Annotated in this window: 12 protein-coding genes; 5 read left to right on the top strand and 7 right to left on the bottom strand. The window is 56.5% G+C overall.

What is annotated here, in order from left to right; translation table 11 throughout:
* The first annotated feature begins 36 nt into the window (after positions 1-36).
* Positions 37-1992 (top strand): PhoX family protein, encoded by a 1956-nt coding sequence (locus G8770_RS06530; protein ID WP_167183517.1) that lies wholly within the window; start codon positions 37-39, stop codon positions 1990-1992.
* A 106-nt stretch (positions 1993-2098) separates the two neighbouring features.
* Here the strand turns inward: G8770_RS06530 and glk are convergent, their stop codons facing one another.
* The 3 genes from glk to G8770_RS06515 all read right to left on the bottom strand — a co-directional run bounded on the left by glk (position 2099) and on the right by G8770_RS06515 (position 6158).
* A complete protein-coding gene (gene glk / locus G8770_RS06525; RefSeq protein ID WP_167183514.1) occupies positions 2099-3076 on the bottom strand; it encodes a glucokinase in 978 nt (325 codons plus the stop codon).
* A 276-nt stretch (positions 3077-3352) separates the two neighbouring features.
* On the bottom strand, positions 3353-4894 hold the full coding sequence (locus G8770_RS06520; RefSeq protein WP_243760298.1) for an alanine/glycine:cation symporter family protein: 1542 nt from the start codon (positions 4892-4894) through the stop codon (positions 3353-3355).
* Between the two features lie 139 nt (positions 4895-5033).
* Positions 5034-6158 carry a phosphoribosylaminoimidazolesuccinocarboxamide synthase gene (locus tag G8770_RS06515; protein WP_167183511.1) on the bottom strand — a complete coding sequence of 375 codons (1125 nt, stop codon included), beginning with the start codon at positions 6156-6158 and terminating at the stop codon, positions 5034-5036.
* Between the two features lie 416 nt (positions 6159-6574).
* On the opposite strand from G8770_RS06515, the gene G8770_RS06510 reads away from it, so the two are divergent.
* Complete coding sequence (locus tag G8770_RS06510; protein ID WP_167183508.1) at positions 6575-9373, top strand: valine--tRNA ligase; 2799 nt, start codon at positions 6575-6577, stop codon at positions 9371-9373.
* A 285-nt stretch (positions 9374-9658) separates the two neighbouring features.
* Positions 9659-10993, top strand: coding sequence for a hypothetical protein (locus G8770_RS06505; protein WP_167183491.1), 1335 nt, complete (start codon positions 9659-9661; stop codon positions 10991-10993).
* Positions 10994-11145: 152 nt separating this feature from the next.
* Here G8770_RS06505 and G8770_RS06500 read toward each other — a convergent pair whose 3' ends face one another.
* Positions 11146-12111: a substrate-binding periplasmic protein gene (locus G8770_RS06500; RefSeq protein ID WP_167183488.1), complete on the bottom strand. Its 966-nt coding sequence runs from the start codon at positions 12109-12111 to the stop codon at positions 11146-11148.
* A 225-nt stretch (positions 12112-12336) separates the two neighbouring features.
* Positions 12337-13269: a LysR substrate-binding domain-containing protein gene (locus G8770_RS06495; RefSeq protein WP_167183485.1), complete on the bottom strand. Its 933-nt coding sequence runs from the start codon at positions 13267-13269 to the stop codon at positions 12337-12339.
* A gap of 261 nt (positions 13270-13530) precedes the next feature.
* Between G8770_RS06495 and G8770_RS06490 the strand changes: the two genes are divergently transcribed.
* Positions 13531-14772 carry a Zn-dependent hydrolase gene (locus tag G8770_RS06490; RefSeq protein WP_167183482.1) on the top strand — a complete coding sequence of 414 codons (1242 nt, stop codon included), beginning with the start codon at positions 13531-13533 and terminating at the stop codon, positions 14770-14772.
* A 94-nt stretch (positions 14773-14866) separates the two neighbouring features.
* The gene (locus G8770_RS06485; protein WP_167183479.1) at positions 14867-15769 is read left to right on the top strand and encodes a dimethylarginine dimethylaminohydrolase family protein; all 903 of its coding nucleotides are present in this window, start codon (positions 14867-14869) and stop codon (positions 15767-15769) included.
* Positions 15770-16093: 324 nt separating this feature from the next.
* On the opposite strand, the gene G8770_RS06480 is transcribed toward G8770_RS06485, so the two are convergent.
* Positions 16094-17308 carry a hypothetical protein gene (locus G8770_RS06480; RefSeq protein ID WP_167183477.1) on the bottom strand — a complete coding sequence of 405 codons (1215 nt, stop codon included), beginning with the start codon at positions 17306-17308 and terminating at the stop codon, positions 16094-16096.
* Positions 17309-17329: 21 nt separating this feature from the next.
* Positions 17330-19315, bottom strand: a complete 1986-nt coding sequence (locus G8770_RS06475; protein ID WP_167183475.1) for a protein-L-isoaspartate(D-aspartate) O-methyltransferase — start codon at positions 19313-19315, stop codon at positions 17330-17332.
* Positions 19316-19346 lie beyond the last annotated feature (31 nt).

Here is a 19346-nt window from a genome sequence, read left to right as displayed (position 1 = left end):
GTGACCTTCCACTCATTAACCACACCGATACGGATTATGACTGACGAAAAAAACACACCAAACTGTCCCGCAAACGCTCTGAGCCGACGTCATTTTTTAAAAAATACCGCACGCGGCAGCGCTGGCCTGGCATCTGCCACCACTCTGGTTTCGGCCAGCACCTTAACCGGCGCCTTGAGTGGTTGCCAACAGCAACAAACGCTGAGTTTTGAAGAAATTGCCCACCGCCTGGACCATCATCATCACGCTCCCAATGGCTATCAGACACAGCGGTTATTAAGCTGGGGGGATTCACTGCATCGCCAGGACAGCTTCACGCCCGACACCTTAACTCCGGCAGCACAAGCGCAACGATTTGGTTTCAACAACGACTTTATTGGGTTTATGCCGTTAAGCAACCAGCAAACCGCAACGGGGTATGAACATTTCACTTCGAGCAACAGCCAGCGCGGACTTCTGTGTGTGAATCATGAGTACACCCAGCCTCACCTGATGTTCAGCGGCTATAGGGATGATGAAGACGGCGATTTCAATACCCGACCGGAACACGTCGCCATTGAACAACAGGCCTGTGGACATTCGGTTGTCGAAATTGAATTGCAAAACGGCCACTGGCAAGTCAACACCGACAGTCCGTATAACCGCAGAATCACAGTCACCACACCGATGATCGTTACCGGCCCTGCGGCTGGCCACCCGCGCCTGCAAACCTCACAGGACCCGAGCGGCGCTCGCATTCTGGGAACCCTGGGCAACTGCGCCGGTGGCAAGACCCCCTGGGGCACAGTCATGATTGCCGAGGAAGGCATCGGCTCGGCCTTTATCGGTAACCGCTCTAACATCCCCAAAACCGAACAGGACAATTACCAGCGTCTGGCGATTGGCAACGATGACAACCGCCGCTGGGGCGATGTCGATCCGCGTTTTCACATCGAAAAGGAGCCCAACGAAGCGAATCGGTTTGGCTGGATGGTCGAGCTCGACCCTTACGACCCGGAATCGACCCCTCGTAAACTCACCAGCCTGGGCCGTTTTGAGCACGAAGGCACCACCATTGTTGCCAAGCCAGGCAAACCCATTGTGGCCTATACCGGCGACGATGATGAGTTTCAATTTTTCTACAAGTTTGTCTCCGCCGGCGTCTACCAGCCAGAGCAACCTGCGGCCAACCGCCAGCTGTTGGAACAGGGAACGCTCTACGCGGCAAAACTGAACGATGATGGCAGCGGCGAATGGCTGTCCTTGCGCCACGGGGAAGCCTTTCTGACGGAGCAATTTGGCTTTCACTCACAGGCAGACGTATTGATCGAATGTCGTCGTGCGGCTGCCATGATTGGCGCTACCCCCATGGATCGCCCGGAAGATATTGAAACCAACCCGGTAAACGATTGCACCTACGTCATGTTGACGAAGAACAAAAAACGCAAAACCCAGGATCCCGGCAACATGCGACTCAACAATAGCGCCGGCCATATTCTGGAATTGCTGCACCCGGGCAAAGACGGGCAGCGGGATCACACGGCTCACACGTTTCAGTGGAACACCTTCATTTTGGGGGGGGATCCCGGCAGTGATACGCTGAACAATCAGGGGTTTTACGGCACCGGCCCCAACGGTGAGACGGTCAGCGACGCCGGCTGGTTTGCAACCCCGGACAACCTGACCTTTGATCGGCAAGGCAATATGTGGGTAGCCACCGACGGTTGTGAAGCTTTTGGCTTTCATGACGGCCTCTGGGCGATGCCCACAGCCGGCCCCTATCGCGCTATCCCCAAACACTTTTTTGGCTGCCCGCTGGGCGCCGAGCTGTGTGGACCCGAATTCACCCCGGACGGCAACACCCTGTTTGTGTCGGTACAACACCCCGCAGACGCGCACGGCTCCACTTTTGACCACCCGGTGCATCGCTGGCCGGATTTCGATGAGGCGTTACCGCCGCGCCCCAGCGTCATCGCCATTCGGCGCAAAGACGGTGGCCGGGTCGGAAGTTAAATCCGCTAGCTTGCGGACCGCAGAAAGACAAAACGGAGTGCTGCTGCACTCCGTTTTTGTTCCTACACCTACACCTACACGGATGACCGCTGAAGAGTGCAGTGCATCAGCTGGGATCACCCTTACCGCAAAGATCATCCAGCCAGGCCGCCGCCCCGATCAGGGCCGGGTGCTTGTGGAGGATCAGATAGACCGGGATATCGCTCATAAAACCGGTTTGCACGCCCTTGTCTTTAAAGCGCGCCTCAAAACCGCTGGTTTTGAAGGCCTCAATGTTGCGCGGCAGAATGCCACCGCCCAGATACACGCCGCCCTTGGCGTTGAACATCACCGCCGCGTCGCTGGCGACCGTGCCCACCCCCTGACAAAATAACTCCCAGGTTTCCAGTGCCAACGGATCCTGCTGTTCCCAGGCCAGGGCGGCGATTTCGCTGGCATCTTCAACCCGGGCGGGATGGCCATCAATCTCGGCCAGTGAATTGAATAAATTCACCAGCCCCCGGCCTGAAATCAAGGCTTCGGCACACACATACCCCTTGCCTTGCAGCAAGGCTGCCACGGCCATTTCCCTGGCGTTCTGGGCCGCATAGGCCACATGACCGCCTTCACCTGGCACCACGACCCACTCCTCTTTACCGGGCACCAGGGCAGCAACACCGAGGCCCGTCCCCGGACCGACGATGGCTTTGGCCGCGTCGGGCTGGGCCGAACCCGCCACAATCGTGGTCAAATCCGAATCACTTAAATGCGGAACGGAATTGGCCAAGGCGGCAAAATCGTTCAGGGCGCAAAAAACCTCAAACCCGAACTGCTGTTTAACGGAGGCCTGGCTGAAACGCCAGTTCACATTGGTCATGATCACTTCGTCGCCCACCACTGGTCCAGCCAGTGCGACACAGGCATGCCTGGGCATCGGGCCTTCAATTTTATCCAGATAGGTTTGCAGACAGGCTTCAAAACTGGGGAAATCGCCGGAGCTCAAATCGTGATTTTGTGCTAACTGGTACTGGCCGTTTTCACAACCGGTCACCAAACTGAAACGGGCGTTAGTGCCGCCAATATCGGCCACAAGACAAGGGTACATAATTATTCCACTCTATAAATATGTGTATTATTGATCAATGTTTCTTGTCTGTATGGATACCGCTACGTTGGCTGTATCTCTGACTATTGATTGAATCTGAGTTCAATACTTTATGTTGGCGACTGATGCGCGCTTGCATTTTAACCGAATTACACGCTTAACTGAACCTTGCAAAGACGGTTAGAGCCATCGTTTTCCTCGGTTTTCAAGCCCTGGCTGCCCGCTGTCTGTGACGCGGTAGCGGCTTTACACCGCTCCCCCGGGGAATTTCCCGCTTTACTCTTTGCAGGCTGCCGCAGCGTTTGGCAACCGCCCTTGTTGCTGCGAAAAATACCTTTGGGCCGCCCGATTGACCTTTGGCGCCAACACCAGGGTCGCCGTCATGGTGGGAATCGCCATCAGGGCATACATAATATCGATGAGACTGACCACCAGCCCCAGCGACGCCACTGAGCCAATCACCACCAGCAGCACGTAAAACCAGACGTAATGGTGCTGGTATTCGGCGCCGACAATGAAACCCAGGCATTTGCTGCCGTAATACCAGAAGGTCATCACCGTGCTCAGACTCAGCAGTGTCACGAATACGGTCAACAGCACACTGCCGCCATAAGGGAACAAGACATCAAAAGCCGCCGCGGTCAGGCCAATGCCATCGCGGTCACCGGTCTGCCAGACGCCGCTGATGAGAATCACCAGGGCGGTACAGGTGCACACAATCAACGTATCAATGATCGGCCCGAGCATCGCGACCAACCCTTCCCTGACCGGCTCCCGGGTTTTGGCGGCACCGTGCGCCATCGCTTCTGTACCAATACCCGCCTCATTGGAAAACGCCGCCCGCCGAATGCCGGTAATAATCACCGCGCCCACCGCGCCCCCGGCCACGGCACTGCCGGTAAAGGCATCCTGAAAAATCAGGGCAAAAGCGGCAGGAATGGCGTCGGCATTGGCCGCCAGGACTGCACCCGTCAACAACAAATACCCCACCACCATCGCCGGCACCAACCAGCTGGTGACTCGCCCCAGACGCTGTAAGCGTCCCATGGCCACAATCAAGACAATCGATGCGAAAACCAGGCCGGCAATCAAATCAAAGGCAAAGTGAGATTCTGCAGACGCCAGGCCCAGGGGAATGGCAAAGGTCTGGCGCACAATTTGAGTAAGCTGGTTAATTTGAAAAATCGGCATGGTGCCGCACAGGCCGGCAACCGCAAAGAAATACGCCAACGGCCGCCAGTGCCGGCCCAGCCCTTCTCGAATCACATACATGGGACCGCCCTGCCACTCACCGGCGCTGTCTTTGCCGCGATACATCACCGCCAGAGTACAGGTATAAAACTTGGTGGCAATGCCGACCAGGGCGCTGACCCACATCCAGAAAATGGCTCCCGGGCCCCCCATGGCGATAGCAATCGCCACCCCGGCGACGTTGCCCATGCCCAGGGTTCCTGACAAGGCTGTCGACAAAGCTTGAAAGTGGGAAAGCTGGCCCGGATCCTCTTGCTGGGCCGGGCGAGTCAGCAGTCGAACACTCTCCCACAGGTGCCGATAGGGAATAAAACGGGAGTACAGGAGAAAGAACAGGCCACCGCCGACCAGCAAAACCACCAGCGGCGGTCCCCAGACAATCCCCACCAGTTGGGTGAGAAATGCTTCTATAGAGTGCAGGATAGAGTCTTCAACCCCGAGGTGAGAAATAGAGTCTTCAACCCCGAGGTGAGAGGTAGAGTCTTCAACGACGGACAGAGAGTCTTCAACCACGGACAGAGAGTCGTCAACGGGTGGAATCATGTCCACGGCGGTCTGAGTAGTCATGCCACTCACTGTAACATGACCACCGAACAAATTTCAGGCCCCTACCGGGTGAGTCCAGGATAAACCGGGGCTGCACACCGCCATCGGCCCGCTAAATCAACTCACCACACACCGTCGGGTTACCCACAAAAGCCAGTCATCAATCAATCAATCCATACTGCTCGCGCAGCACGGCAACGATTTCCGCCTTCGGATTTTCAGACAATTCGATCTTCTGACCGGTGACCTTTTCCGCAATGCCGGTGTAGGTGCGGGAAATGTCCATCAGCGCTTCCAGCGGCAGTTCGTTGTCGCGAGCCAGGGCCGATCGCTCATCCATACGGTCTTTGTTGAGCAGAATGTCCGGGTCTTCGAAGTGATTGAGCAAAAACTGGCGGAAACCCTCTTTGGAATTTTCCACAATGTTGCCCTGGCGGTAGCTCTCGCCATCCCAGATGCGGGAAGAATCCGGTGTGCCGACTTCATCCATGTAGATCAACTTTTCGTTGCCGGCTTTGTCGGTGACAAAACCAAACTCGAACTTGGTGTCGACAAAGATCTGATCCAGCGCCGCCAATTCTTCGCTGATGACGTTAAAGCCTTCTTTTAGCAATTTCTCGTAAGTGGCAATGTCATCGGCACTGCGGAAATTAAACGCGGCAAAATTGTTTTCGATGTCGGCGCGGGTGATGTTCACATCGTCCACTTCCGGCACCCCCGGAATGCCGGTCAGAATCCCTTTGGTGGATGGCGTGATCAGCAGCTCGGGGAGCTTCTGGTCTTTTTGCAGGCCGTCGGCAATTTCAATGCCGCAAAATTCTCGTTCGCCCTTGCTGTAGGCGCGCCACATGGAACCGGTGATGTACTGACGACAGATGGCCTCGATCATCACCGGTTTGGCTTTTTGCACAATCCACACGAACGGGTGGGGAATGTCCAGAATGTGGCTGTCGGCCAAGCCCTTTTCCCGAAACAACTTAAACCAGTGATTGGAAATGGCGTTGAGTGCCGCCCCCTTGCCCGGCACCCCCTTGACCCCGCCTGCACCGGTCCAGATGCAGTCGAACGCCGAAATGCGGTCACTGATGACCATGATGGCCAAAGGCGCATCGGGTGCCACGTCGTAGCCTTTTTCCTCAATCAGGCGACGACTGTCAGCCTCAGTCAACCAATACACAGAGCGCACCTTGCCACTGTGCACCGGCTTGTCGGTACGAATCGGCAGATCGTCGTTTACCGCCAATACCGAGTCTTTAAGAGATTTGCCAGCAGAAGCAGCGCTCATGGGGAGATTCCTGTAAAAAGGTGGAAAGCAGAATGGATTAAAGGCCGCATTCTACCAGAAGCCTCCATTCAAGGAACAGATAGCCGCCTTTCAAGAAACAGATAGCCGGCAAGAAACAGATAGCCGGCTTTTCCCGCTCTTGCTGCTAACCCCTCATGTGTATCGGCTGATTCAAGCCTCTGCAGGGCCCTGGCCACCCTCGCCGGTTCTTTGGGCGATTTACCTGGCTGCCGCGCGTTGCTCACCATCACGGGCTCTAACCTTTTCTCGCCACGGCTCCTCGCATCTCGCTTCTCGCCGTCCACGTCTGTATCCCGCCGCCCAGCCCATGTATAATCTCTGCCCTTTCATCCGCATATTCCGTGCCCCTGCACCATTCTGGCTGCATCGGCCCCAATACGAAGACAATTGACGTTATGGATAAAACCTACCAGCCACAGGCTATTGAAACAAACTGGTACGAAACCTGGGAAAAGAACGGCTATTTCAAGCCTTCTGGCGTGGGCGAGCCCTACTGCATCATGATCCCGCCCCCCAACGTCACCGGCAGCCTGCACATGGGACACGGCTTTCAGGAATCCATCATGGATGCCTTGGTCCGCTACCATCGTATGAAAGGTCACAATACCCTCTGGCAAGTGGGGACGGATCACGCCGGCATCGCGACCCAAATGGTGGTTGAACGCCAACTGGACGCCCAGGGCACCAACCGCCATGAACTGGGGCGCGACAAGTTCATTGAGAAGGTGTGGGAGTGGAAAGAAGAATCCGGTGGCACCATTACCCAGCAGCTGCGCCGTCTGGGTGCCAGCCCTGACTGGTCCCGCGAGCGTTTCACCATGGACGACGGCTTCTACAAGGCGGTTCAGGAAGTCTTTATCCAGCTGTACGAAGACGATCTGATCTATCGCGGCAAGCGCCTGGTGAACTGGGATCCGAAACTGCACACCGCCGTGTCCGACCTGGAAGTCCTGTCCGAAGAAGAGGACGGCTTCCTGTGGCACTTCCGCTACCCATTAACTGACGGTTCCGGCCATCTGGTGGTTGCCACCACCCGCCCGGAAACCATGCTCGGCGATTCCGCCGTGGCGGTTCACCCGAACGACGAGCGCTACAAAGACCTGATCGGCAAGACCATCACCCTGCCTCTGGTCGGCCGCGAGATCCCCATTATTGGCGACGATTACGTGGATATGGAGTTCGGTACCGGCTGTGTAAAGATCACCCCGGCGCACGACTTTAACGACTACGAGATGGGCCAGCGTCACAACCTGCCGCTGCACAACATCTTTACTGACGACGCCGAAATCAATCACTCTGCCCCGGAAAAATACCGTGGCATGGACCGTTTCGACGCCCGCAAGCAAATTGTGGCAGACCTGGACGCCCTGGGCCTGCTGGAAAAGATCGATGATCACAAACTGAAAGTACCGCGCGGCGACCGCACTGGCGTGGTCATTGAACCTTATCTGACCGATCAATGGTACGTGAAGACCCAACCGCTGGCGGACGAGGCCATCAAAGCCGTTGAAGACGGCGATATCCAGTTTGTGCCCAAACAGTATGAAAACATGTACTTTTCCTGGATGCGCGACATTCAGGACTGGTGTATCTCCCGCCAGTTGTGGTGGGGCCACCGCATCCCGGCCTGGTACGACGAAAACGGTAAAGTCTACGTGGGCCGCAGCGAAGAAGAAGTCCGCCAAAAGCACAACATCCCTGCGCAAACCGTCCTAAAGCAGGACGACGACGTGCTGGATACCTGGTTCTCCTCCGGCCTGTGGACCTTTGGTACCCTCGGCTGGCCGGCCCAGACCGACTTTCTCAAAACCTTCCACAGCACCGACGTGCTGGTCACCGGTTTTGACATCATCTTCTTCTGGGTGGCGCGGATGATCATGCTGACCCTGCACTTCAAAAAAGAAGTGCCGTTCCACACCGTGTACGTACACGGTCTGGTGCGCGACGGGCAAGGGCAAAAGATGTCCAAATCCAAGGGGAACGTGCTCGACCCCATCGATCTCATCGACGGTATTGACCTGGAGTCCCTGGTGGCCAAACGCACCGCCGGCATGATGGTGCCGCGCCTGCGCGAGAAGATTGAAAAACAAACCCGCAAGGAATTCCCGGACGGTCTGGCGGCTTACGGCACCGACGCCCTGCGCTACACCTATTACTCACTGGCTTCTACCGGCCGCGACATCAAGTTCGACGTGGGTCGGATCGAAGGTTTCCGCAACTTCTGCAACAAGATCTGGAACGCCTCGCGTTATGTCCTGATGAACTGTGAAGTTCAGAACGACGCCGGTGATCGCGTGTCCGCTCAGGATTGCGGACAAGACGGCAGTGATAACTACGAACTGTCCGTCGCCGATCGCTGGATCATCGCTAAATTACAGCAAGTCGAGAAAGCCTTTGCCGAAGGGGTTGAAGCCTACCGTTTCGACCTGGCGTCGCAGGCGCTCTACGACTTCATCTGGAACGAGTACTGCTCCTGGTACCTGGAACTGTCCAAGCCGATTCTCACCAGTGATGACTTCAGCGCAGCGCAGAAGAAAGGCACCCGCCGCACCATGGTACGCGTACTGGAAGAAACCCTGCGCCTGGCGCATCCGCTGATGCCGTTCATCACCGAAGAAATCTGGCAGCGCGTGAAAGATCTGGCCGGTGTCGAAGGCGCAACCATCATGACCGCCGCCCTGCCCCAGTGCGATGACAGCCAAATCGATCAGCAAGCCATCGCCGATGTCGAATGGCTGAAAGGTGTGATTGAAGGGGTTCGTAACATTCGCGGCGAAATGAACATCTCGCCGGCGAAAAGCATTCCTTTGTACTTCGCCAACGGCTCCGACAACGATCAGCGCTGCCTGAACAATAACCGTCAGTTCCTCACACGTCTCGCCAGCCTCGAATCCATCACCTGGCTCAAGGCCGGTGAAGAAGCCCCAATGTCCGCCACCGGGCTGGTGGGCGACATGGAGATTCTGGTGCCCATGGCTGGCCTGATCGACGTTCAGGCGGAAACGGCTCGCCTGAACAAGGAAATCGACCGCATCACCAAGGACATTGAGCGGGTTGAAGGCAAATTGAACAATCCCAAATTTGTCGACAAGGCCCCTGCCGAAGTGGTACAAAAAGAGAAAGACAAACTGGCCGAGATGCAAAGCGCGCTCACCAAGCTGGCGGATCAGGTCAGCAAAATCGCTGAACTGTAGTGACTAACAGAGTTACTTCCAGAGTCACTATCATAGTGACTACCGAGTGACCGCCAGGCTATCTCTGGCTGAGCTGGCGTCGATCAGGAACGATTGACCCACCAGGCAGATAGCAAAAACAGGGGGCCGCGGGCATTCATCAAGGATCAGTGAAACGCTGAATGATTGATGCTAACGCGGCCACCCACAATCCCCCGGCGGCTGAAAGCTCCCAGACAAAGGAAGCTTTCAGCCGCCGGGGGATTGCGGTGCGAGGAATCTACAAACTACTAAGGGAATAGTGATATGACAGCGTTACGATTGTGTTTGATTACCGCACTCAGTGCCACCCTCCTTGTTCTGGTCAGCTGTTCCGATCAGCTTTCTCAACCAACGGATACAGAAGCCTCTGCCGAATCACAACCACCGGTTGAAACACCCCCAGCCCGAATCAGCTTTTCACTCGGCAACATGGCAACGCTGTCCACCTTGTACAGCTACCCCAATTCAAGCAACGGCGAATCTCTGGAAGCGACCATTGAACACTATCTGAACCAGCGCCTGAGCCGCGATCAGATTGCCAACGGTGTCGCCGATGTTACCGTCACCAACAACACCTACAGCGTCACACTCAGCGGCAATTCACCCCACCTTGCAACCTACCAAACCCAGCTCACCCACTTTTTAAACAATGGCGAGCTGGCGGCAAACGCCGTTACCCAGCTCAAGCAGGCCGGCAAGTGGGACGATCAAAACTGGCGATTCTTTTTACCCCTGGGGCTGTCGATTGTGAATCAGCGCTCGGTGCAATTGCTGCACTTCCCACCGGACTATTCGCTGCCGGAACAAGACTACCTGAACTCTAAAACCAGCCAGCGTTGGGAAAAACTGCTGACCCTAAACAGCGTGGCCGCCGATGAGGTGACCCTCTATGAAAGCATTCTCGACGTTGCTCCCATTGCGGCACCCGCCAGTGCCGGCAGTACGCTGACCGACACCTACCCCTACTTCGAACCCTATGTGGTCAGCATGCTGCCGCTGTTGTTAAAAACTGAATTGTTAAAAACGGAACAGTTAAAAGAAGAGTTGTTAAAAACACCGGCCGCAACCCGCCAGCCTCCCGAGGCCAGCACAACCACCGCCCTGCCCATTGTCGCCTATGGCGGGCCGGTAAGAAACTGGGTGTCCAGCTATTACCAGCTCAATGATTTTGGGGTGAACTCTGTGAGTCTCATTACCGTGACGGAAGGGGTCACCGCTCCCATACTGGGCGCCAACCACCCCAGTTACATCTGGTATGCCAAGGAACAGGGACGCGCCGCCGCCATGAAAGTCATGCAACAGGATTTAATCTCCGCCTGCTGGCAAGCCAACCAGGCCAAAGCGGCCGCCCCCCACCCCACCGAAACCCTCAACAACTGCACCGGCTATTGGCAAAACCGCCCCATGACGGTCTGTATCAATATGGAAATTCAGGCGTTTGACCAAACAGCAGCGGAGGCCAAGGCCCTCTGCGCAAAAGACCTTCCCCAGCTGCACACCGCCGTACTGACTGACGCAGTTCTCACCAAAGCCGCCCTTACTGAAGCTGCCATCAACACCACCGTGCCAACAGGGGCTAACCGCGCGCTGACGTTTTAGCCTCGGTTGGCTCAAGCCCTGTGTGCATCCATTCGACGGAGCTCTTTGATGCAATCACACGGCAACCCAAAGTGGTGGTTGCCTGAGGCCGGTTCTGGACGCAACAGATCAACACTGATGGCAGGGCATGAGCACACCACCCAGCCGCGCCATCAGTGAGCATGGTGTCTGGCACTTTTTTTTCGATGCCATGTTGAAAAATCCGGTTTATCCAAACCAAAACGCTCGTACACCGGACTCAACAAGCCCTGCTTGTCAGCCGCCAGGACAATATTATTGATCTCGTCCACCGAGATAGGACTGGCTGGCGGAATCAAAAATAAACGCTCGAAGTCCAAGACCTTGTCTGTCGAAATGACGATCTGCTCTTCTACTGCGGGGTTCTGTTTGATGAACCAATTAAGTGCGGTATCACTGGTGAGCGCAATGTCCACTCGCCCCGCCATCAGCATTTTGATCGTGCTTTCCTCGGTATTGACCATGACGAAATTCAGGTCTTGCTGGCGGGCATTCAGTGCCCCCGGGAAACTGTAGGTATAACCGTTCACCATGGCGACGGACTTGTTCGTGAGCGAATCAAAGTAGTGCTCTGCAACGCCCTCACCACGCCGCGCGATCACAATGTCTTTCGCTCGCAACAACGGCAAACTGACCCCCATCGGCATCGGCCAATCCCAGGCGGGGTTGTCCCACATCACAATGTCCACCAGCCCCTCCCTGACGGAGACGCCTCGTCTTTTTACCGGTATGTTGTAAAGCGCAAACCTGTATTCCTGCTGCACTTCATTCATCGCCCGCAAAATGCCGGCACTGACATCATCGGGCGAGTCGTGGATGTAGAGGGGTGATCGCTCTGAGGTGCCCACCCGAATCAACTGCCGGCCGGCTGATGACGGACGGATCGCCGCCCGGTCGTGGGCTTTAGACGCGCTCACTTCCTGCACTGGGGTTACGAAAGAAGAACCCACAAGGGTTGCGGGCTTCGATACTGCCTCGCCACGGGCCATGCCGGTAAGGGTCAGCAGTAAACACAGACCCAGCAGACACCGCCAGTCGACACCTGACCACCGGAAAACCTGGCCTTTTGCCCGATAACTTTTGCTGCTGATCACAGACATAGGGCTCCCCCAAGAGACATATTGTCCTCCTTATATGGACCGCTCTCCCTATATATAAAGCTTGCCTGGCGGGACATCTGCACCACCGCTCCTCTATTGCCAAGTCACTTTTTACCCCGCCGCCCGGAAAGCGACAGCCGTTGATTTTACACCCTTGCCGGTTGAACACACCCTGTCCACGCAGGAATCTTGCCAACCTCCACACAAAATCGGTTGGCCCTATGGCTATTCACCGGATTCATTCACCGCGACCCCCAATTCCGACAAATAACGATACAACTCTTCGCGGAACAATTTGACCCTCACGCTTTGCTCCCTGGCCGCAATCAGATAAATACCGGTATCCAGCGGGATCGCCTGATCCAGTAACCGCACCAGTGAACCGCTGCGCAAATCAGCGGCGACTTCCAGCTGGTCGGCCAACACCACGCCCAAGCCCCGTCTGGCGGCGTCAATAGACTGAAAGCCATAGTCAAAATGGATATTGCGCCCACTGGCCAACCCCTTCAGCCCATGGCGCGCAAACCAGTGTTCCCAATGCTGGTAACGTTCATGCAGCAACGGGTAGTTCACCAGATCCGAAGGCTCCTGCACCGGGGCCTCCGGCCGCAACAGCGCCGGCGAACAGAAAGGCTGATAGTGCTCCTGATACAGATATTGCAGCTCCCGGCCCTCAGGTTCCGGTTCTCCAAGGCAAAACGCCAGGTCGATTTCCATCGACACCTCCCGTGTATAAGGCTCCAGGGTTTTCAATCTGAGAGTGACCTCCGGGTAGCGCTCGGTAAACCGCCTGAGCAATTCCGGCAACCAGTTGATCGACATGGTCGCCGTGGCCCCCAGCACCAGCTCTCCCTCAAGAGATTCGTGATCCAGATCCTCAACCCCCAGTTGCAAGGTATGCAGTGCCTGCTGCACCACCCCCAGAAAACGCCGGCCGGCCGCGGTCAGCTTGAGCCGGTTGCCCACCCGCTCAAACAGATTGACCTGCAACCGGTCTTCCAGGTTGCGGATTTGGCGGCTTAAGGCCGCGTGACTCAGGTGCAGCTCTTCAGCAGCCACCCGAACGTAGCCGTGACGTCCAACCGCCTCGAAGGCTCGCAGCGTGTTGAGAGGCAGACGTCGATGATCAAAAGACTGATGGTGCGTTTTTGTTACCATTTACGTGCAAATAAATTGATTGTGGAAACAAAATAATCGCATAAAATGCATTCAACAGCCACCCACATTCAGATTCCAGCACTAAGCTTTTCAACAGCTCAGTCTTCAACAGCCCGATTTTTCACCACCGGGGCTGACAGACACTGCCGAGCAGCCGAGCGGTGACACTGAGAGGGGCAGGCATCACCTGTGGGCAATGGCCCGTGGACAATGAGCCTTACAGGCTGGCGACCGATAAACCGAATATAAAGGCATACGACAATGAATCAGACACTGCGAATCAATGGCGAGCGCTTGTGGTCACGACTGGAAGAAATTGGCCAGATCGGCGCCACGGCGGGCGGCGGCTGCAACCGTCAAGCCCTGACCGATGAAGACCGTGACGGCCGCGCTCTGTTTGCCCGCTGGTGTGAGGCTGCCGGTTGCACCCTGCGCACCGACGCCATCGGCAATGTATTCGCCCGTCGCGAAGGCACCGAGCCGAACCTGCCGCCCGTGATCACGGGCAGCCATTTGGACACTCAGCCCAGTGGCGGCAAATACGACGGTATCTATGGCGTTCTGGCAGGTCTGGAAGTGATCGAATCCCTCAACGAGGCCGGCATTCGCACCCGCCACCCGCTGGAAGTGGTGGTCTGGACCAACGAGGAAGGCTGCCGCTTTGACACCGCCATGATGGGCTCCGCCGTCTGGTCCGGTGTCATGCCCATCGAAGACGCCTACGCGCTCACCGACCGTGACGGCGCCAGCGTCCGTGACGAGCTCCTGCGCACCGGTCAGCTGGGGTCAGAGCCCGCCACCGCCAGCCCCATTCACGCGGCTTTCGAACTGCACATCGAACAGGGCCCGGTACTGGAAGCCGAAGCCTTGAGCATCGGCGTGGTGACCGGCGTTCAGCACATGAGCCGTCACCGGGTAATCTATTACGGCCAGGAGGCCCACGCCGGCCCCACGCCAATGACTCTGCGCAAAGACCCCATGATGGCACTGGGCCAGTGCTTGCCCCGACTGTATACCATGGCCGAAGAACACGGTGCCGATTCGCGCATCACCTTTGGCTTTGTGCATGCGTCTCCAGGCTCCAGCAACACGGTGCCGGGCAAGCTGGAATTTACTGTCGACATTCGCCACCCCGAGGCCAGCCACTACCAGGCCATGCTGACAAGCTACGAAGAGATCATCCAGGACGCGGCCAAACAGTTCGGGCTGGACATGGAGTTTGAATGTTTTTGGGAAGCCCCCGGCGTCACCTTTGACACAGACTGTGTAGCAGCCGTGCAAAAAGCCGTCGACACTCTGGGTTATTCCCACCGCCGCATGGTCTCCGGTGCCGGCCACGATGCCTGCAACGTGGCCAAGGTAGCCCCCACCTCGATGATTTTCATTCCCTGTAAGGATGGCCTCAGTCACAACGAAAAAGAAGCGGTGATTGCCGCAGACGTCACCGCCGGTGCCAACATTCTGCTCAACGCCATGGCCACGCGGGCCGAAGTCGTTGCTTAAACACGACCATCGATCCTCGTCCTCGACCATGCACACCTCGATGCCGACCGCATTAACCGAACTAAAGACAATCGCCAGTTAACGGAGAACCAAAATGAAATTTGCCAATCGTGTACAAGGGGGGGGGTCCCCGGTATTGGATCAGTGGGGTATGGATTCCGAATACGGAGTGCTGGAAAAAGTGTTGATCGGCCCCATGGACCAGTACCACTGGCAAACCGGCAACGCCATGTCCCGTCGCTCCATGCGCCTGGGTCGCCAGTTTGACCAGGCCGTAGCCCGCACCCAATATCAGGAAATGCTCGACGCCTACCGCAGCGCCGGTGTGGAAACTCATATTCTGGAGGCAGATCACAACCTGCCTTATCAACTCTACGCCCGCGATTCCTCGGTAATGACACCCTGGGGGCCGATTGTGACCCAGATGTACAGCCCCTGGCGTCGTGGTGAGTGGAAAGCGGTACTGGAATTCTACCAGACTCAGGACATCCCCATTTACGACATCATCACCGCCGGCACTCTGGAAGGCGGTGACTTCATGGTGCTGGAACCGGGCGTGATCCTCTGCGGCTACACCGGTGAACGCACCAGCGAAGAAGGCCTGGCCCAGGTGAAAGCGTGGGTTGAAGCGGAAGGCTGGGAATTCAAGAGCTACAAGTTTGACCCCTACTTCCTGCACCTGGACGTCAAGCTGGCGATGCTGGCCCCCAAGCTGGCGGCCGCCTGCATTCAGGCGCTGGAACAGGAATTTGTCGACTGGCTGCGCGGTCGTGGCATTGAACTGATCGACATCTCCTACCGCGCCATGCTGGAGCTGGGCTGTAACGTCGTCGCTCTGGGTAACGATCGCGTACTGCTGCCTTACGAAAACATGGAGCTCAAAGAAAAGTGCGCCGCGCATGGATTAACCGTCATTGACCCGGACATCAACATGTTCACTTCTGGCGGCGGCGGTGTGCATTGCATGTGCCAGCCCCTGAAACGCCAGCCCGGCTGATCACCGCGGTACCGCGTTAAAGTTTCCTTTCGTTTTGGGCTGCCAATTTTTGGGCAGCCCGTTTTTTTTCAGGACAAGAAATCCTCCCTCACCACAAAGCCCGCGACAACCCGATCGCACGACTCACGGCTTACCTCGCGGTATTTTTTCTTCGCCCGACCCGAGCCCACTCCCCCTGCAGGATTTTTCTCACTCTGCCGATAACCAGGCTCTGACGTTAACCTGACATTGAAGTGCCCCTGACATTGAAGAGCCCCTGATTTTGCAGAGCACCTAGCGTTAAAGACCGTGTAACTTAAAAGAAAGCCAAACGTTAAAAACAGCTTAACGCTGAAGGTAACCGCCGGGTGCCAGGCTGGTGGCCAGCATCACATTGTTGATGTCGGCATGCTCTGACCAGCTGTGGCCAGAGCGATGAGGCGATTGGGTCCAGAAGTTGACAATGTGTTCAGCGATGGCGGTGAAGTTTTGCAATGCTTCAAGCCGCGACAACAACCGCTTGGCATCGGTATATTTCTCCGGCTGTTGCTGCAGGCACTGATGAATGATGTTGATCCCTTGCAAACCGATCGCCAACCCCAGCTCCCGAAACGCCAGCCGGTATTCGGCCTCAAGCCCGAGTCGATTGTGACTGCTAAAGGCCTGCAAACTGACGTCACTCTCCACTAACAACTGCTCCAATAAACCGCTGTCCGCAACAGACCCTGCGGCCACCAGCTGCGCCAACCGGCAAGCATCACTGAGCATGGAGCCCATACCCAGCTCATCCTGGGTGGCCCAATGTTGGCCTGCGCACATAGAGGAAAAGTCTTCTATTGCCGCCAACAGGGACAAGCCGGTTGGTACTTGGGCCATGGTCGGTGATTGAGCCATTGTTGCTGATTGAGCCACGGTTGCAGAAAAATGTTTGGCGCTTGCCTCCAGTTGCCAGTAGGTGATCAGCCCATCCAGAGGATCATGATGACCCATTGAGCTCACCAGTGGCCGGCTGAGATCAATGCTCATTTTCCAGTACATGCGCTTTGCGGCACCCGCGGTCGGAGTATAGACAAACGCCTGGTAGGCAACCTGGGCCAGCGACCTCGCCCACTGATTGTACAGCCCATTGTTTGTTGCCCGGCTGACCGCATCCAGCGCATGCATCCAGCGGGTCAGGTAATGAAAATACTGTCCGTCCTGCTGCCACTCAAGGGTTTCATCTACGGCTTCATGGAGTTTGCGTTCATCCAGGGGTTTGCCGATTCTCAAACCGGCGCAAGTGGGATGAAGCCTGCCCTGCGTTTCGGTCAAACCACTCAACCAGCCGCTGCCGGCACTGTCGCGGCGGTGCTTACCCAGATGTTCATGAACCTGCTCTACCAGTTTGAGGGCCAGTTCAAGAAACGCGCTATCGTCGCTGTCCCGGAAAAACCCCAGGTAGTTGCACACGGCAAAGGCGTCGGTCCACAGATAACGACGGGGCTCACCGCCACCCTCCATTAACCCGGTAGCCGCCGCAAATTCGCGCATGATAGCTTGAGCGGTCAAGTGATTGTCCATGTGCCTGACACCTGAGGTTAGTTACACACCGAAGGGGAATGTCTCTGGCATGCCCTTGAGAGGTTCACGGCTTAATGGGGTAACCGCGCGGGTTTCATCAAACCAGATGTATTCATCAAATTGTTGCGGCAGTGACGCATAGAAGTAGTGGCTTTGCAGTTCACTTTCCGGACGATAAATAACCCCGATGGCGCGTTCCAGTCGTTCTGCCAGCAATCGTTGTCGCACAGATTGCTGTAAGGGTTGACGCAGGGGCAGCAGAAAATTGTCGGTTTCGACCTCGTGACAAAGGCGTTCATAACTGTCGATATGCGACGGCTGCACCCGTTTGACTTCCATGGCACCGCCCCATTCAGACGCCGCAGCAACCGTACCGTGATCCGTGCCAAACCCAATCAAATAGGCCGCGTTGCCATACTTCTGGCGAATCAACTGACCGATATTGAGCTCGCCGCGGGCACTCATTTGGGTGGCCCGGGCATCACCGATGTGGGAATTGTGTTCCCACACAATGGCTTTTGCGTCGGCGCCCTTGAACTCAAGAATGGCTTCCAGAGTATCGAACATGTGCTGGTCGCGCTGGTTCCAGGAAGAATTTTCGGCATAGTACATGGTGCGATAATAGCGCTCGGCATTGGCCACCAGTTTGGCGTTTTGCTCGGCATCAAAAAAACGCTCCCCGTCTGCCTGAGAATACTCCAGGCGTTTTTTCAACAAATCCTGCAGCATGATCAGGATGCTTTGCTCACAGGTTTTGTATTGGCGGGTCAGGACCATTTGACCGTAGAGCGAGGGGTCATCCATCCAGGGCGTCAGACAGCCATAACGTATCCTGGCCACCTCAGCCGTTGCCGGATCCACCGACTCCAGGTAACTCAGTACGGTTTCAATGGACGCGCCCAGGCTGTACAAATCCAGGCCGTAAAAACCCACCGGGTTCCCCGGCGCCGCACTGTTATCGTTGAAATTTTTTAACCAATGGGTAAAGTCCAGCACGGAATGATTGGCCCACATCCAGGAGGGAAAGCGGGTGAAAGGCTGACGTTCGAGCAAGGGGTCGATGGCTATGTTGCGGATATAATGGTTGATGCGCGAGGCGTCGGGCCAGTCGGCCTCAACCGCAATCACATTGAAGCCCTTCTTTTCGATCAGCTCCCTGGCAATACGGGCACGCATTTCATAAAACTCAGCCGTGCCATGGGAGGCCTCCCCCATCAGCACCAGGCGCGCGTCACCGATTCGCGCCAATAAATTATCCAGGTTAACCCGGTCTATCGACGCGAAGTGTTCACTGCCTTGATACATCAACTCCGGCAAACTGACTGCGGCTTTTTTTACGGCGGGCATTTGTGCCGCCTCGTCCTCCCAACCTGCGGCACCGATCAACGGCACAAAGCGAACATCCCCCAGGTCTTCGTGCCGGTAGTCATCCACGCTCACCCTGACAACCCGCAGCAACTTTTGCGTTTGCAATGTGGTGCCAACCGGAATGACCAACCGGCCGCCAGGGGCCAGTTGCTCTTTCAGGGTTGCAGGCACTGCCGGGCCACCGGCCGCGACGATAATGGCATCGAAGGGCGCATGTTCCGGCCAACCTAAGGTGCCATCTCCATAGAGCACGTTGACATTGTTATAACCCAGACTCTTGAGCCGTTCCCGCGCGGTGTCGGCGAGGATTTTATGCCGCTCGATGGTATAAACCTCGGCCACCAGCTCGGCCAATATTGCCGCGGCGTAGCCCGAACCGGTACCAACTTCCAACACCCGGTCGCCCGGTTTCAGCTGTAACGCCGCCGTCATCAAGGCGACAATGTAGGGCTGGGAAATGGTCTGGCTGGCGGCGATCGGCAGCGGTGAGTCCTGATAGGCAAATTCAACCAGATCGGTGGGGACAAAGGCCTCTCTCGGCACCGCCGCCACGGCGTTGAGTACCAGCGAGTCGTCCAGCCCCCGCGCCGCCATTTGATATTCGATCATCTGTTTGCGTAAATCTTCAAACTTGCCCATAAAAATGTCTCCAATAAATTGATCACACTTT

The organism is Pseudomaricurvus hydrocarbonicus (assembly GCF_011602365.1).
Taxonomy (GTDB): domain Bacteria; phylum Pseudomonadota; class Gammaproteobacteria; order Pseudomonadales; family Cellvibrionaceae; genus Pseudomaricurvus; species Pseudomaricurvus hydrocarbonicus.
Note: the sequence above shows the minus strand (reverse complement) of the source record. Positions and strands in the feature narration are given on the sequence as shown.

Excerpts from the sequence above, each read along its gene's own strand:
- G8770_RS06530 (WP_167183517.1), top strand. The coding sequence starts at position 37 with ATGACTGACGAAAAAAACACACCAAACTGTCCCGCAAACGCTCTGAGC.
- glk (WP_167183514.1), bottom strand. The coding sequence starts at position 3,076 with ATGTACCCTTGTCTTGTGGCCGATATTGGCGGCACTAACGCCCGTTTC.
- G8770_RS06520 (WP_243760298.1), bottom strand. The coding sequence starts at position 4,894 with ATGACTACTCAGACCGCCGTGGACATGATTCCACCCGTTGACGACTCT.
- G8770_RS06515 (WP_167183511.1), bottom strand. The coding sequence starts at position 6,158 with ATGAGCGCTGCTTCTGCTGGCAAATCTCTTAAAGACTCGGTATTGGCG.
- G8770_RS06510 (WP_167183508.1), top strand. The coding sequence starts at position 6,575 with ATGGATAAAACCTACCAGCCACAGGCTATTGAAACAAACTGGTACGAA.
- G8770_RS06505 (WP_167183491.1), top strand. The coding sequence starts at position 9,659 with ATGACAGCGTTACGATTGTGTTTGATTACCGCACTCAGTGCCACCCTC.
- G8770_RS06500 (WP_167183488.1), bottom strand. The coding sequence starts at position 12,111 with ATGTCTGTGATCAGCAGCAAAAGTTATCGGGCAAAAGGCCAGGTTTTC.
- G8770_RS06495 (WP_167183485.1), bottom strand. The coding sequence starts at position 13,269 with ATGGTAACAAAAACGCACCATCAGTCTTTTGATCATCGACGTCTGCCT.
- G8770_RS06490 (WP_167183482.1), top strand. The coding sequence starts at position 13,531 with ATGAATCAGACACTGCGAATCAATGGCGAGCGCTTGTGGTCACGACTG.
- G8770_RS06485 (WP_167183479.1), top strand. The coding sequence starts at position 14,867 with ATGAAATTTGCCAATCGTGTACAAGGGGGGGGGTCCCCGGTATTGGAT.
- G8770_RS06480 (WP_167183477.1), bottom strand. The coding sequence starts at position 17,308 with ATGGACAATCACTTGACCGCTCAAGCTATCATGCGCGAATTTGCGGCG.
- G8770_RS06475 (WP_167183475.1), bottom strand. The coding sequence starts at position 19,315 with ATGGGCAAGTTTGAAGATTTACGCAAACAGATGATCGAATATCAAATG.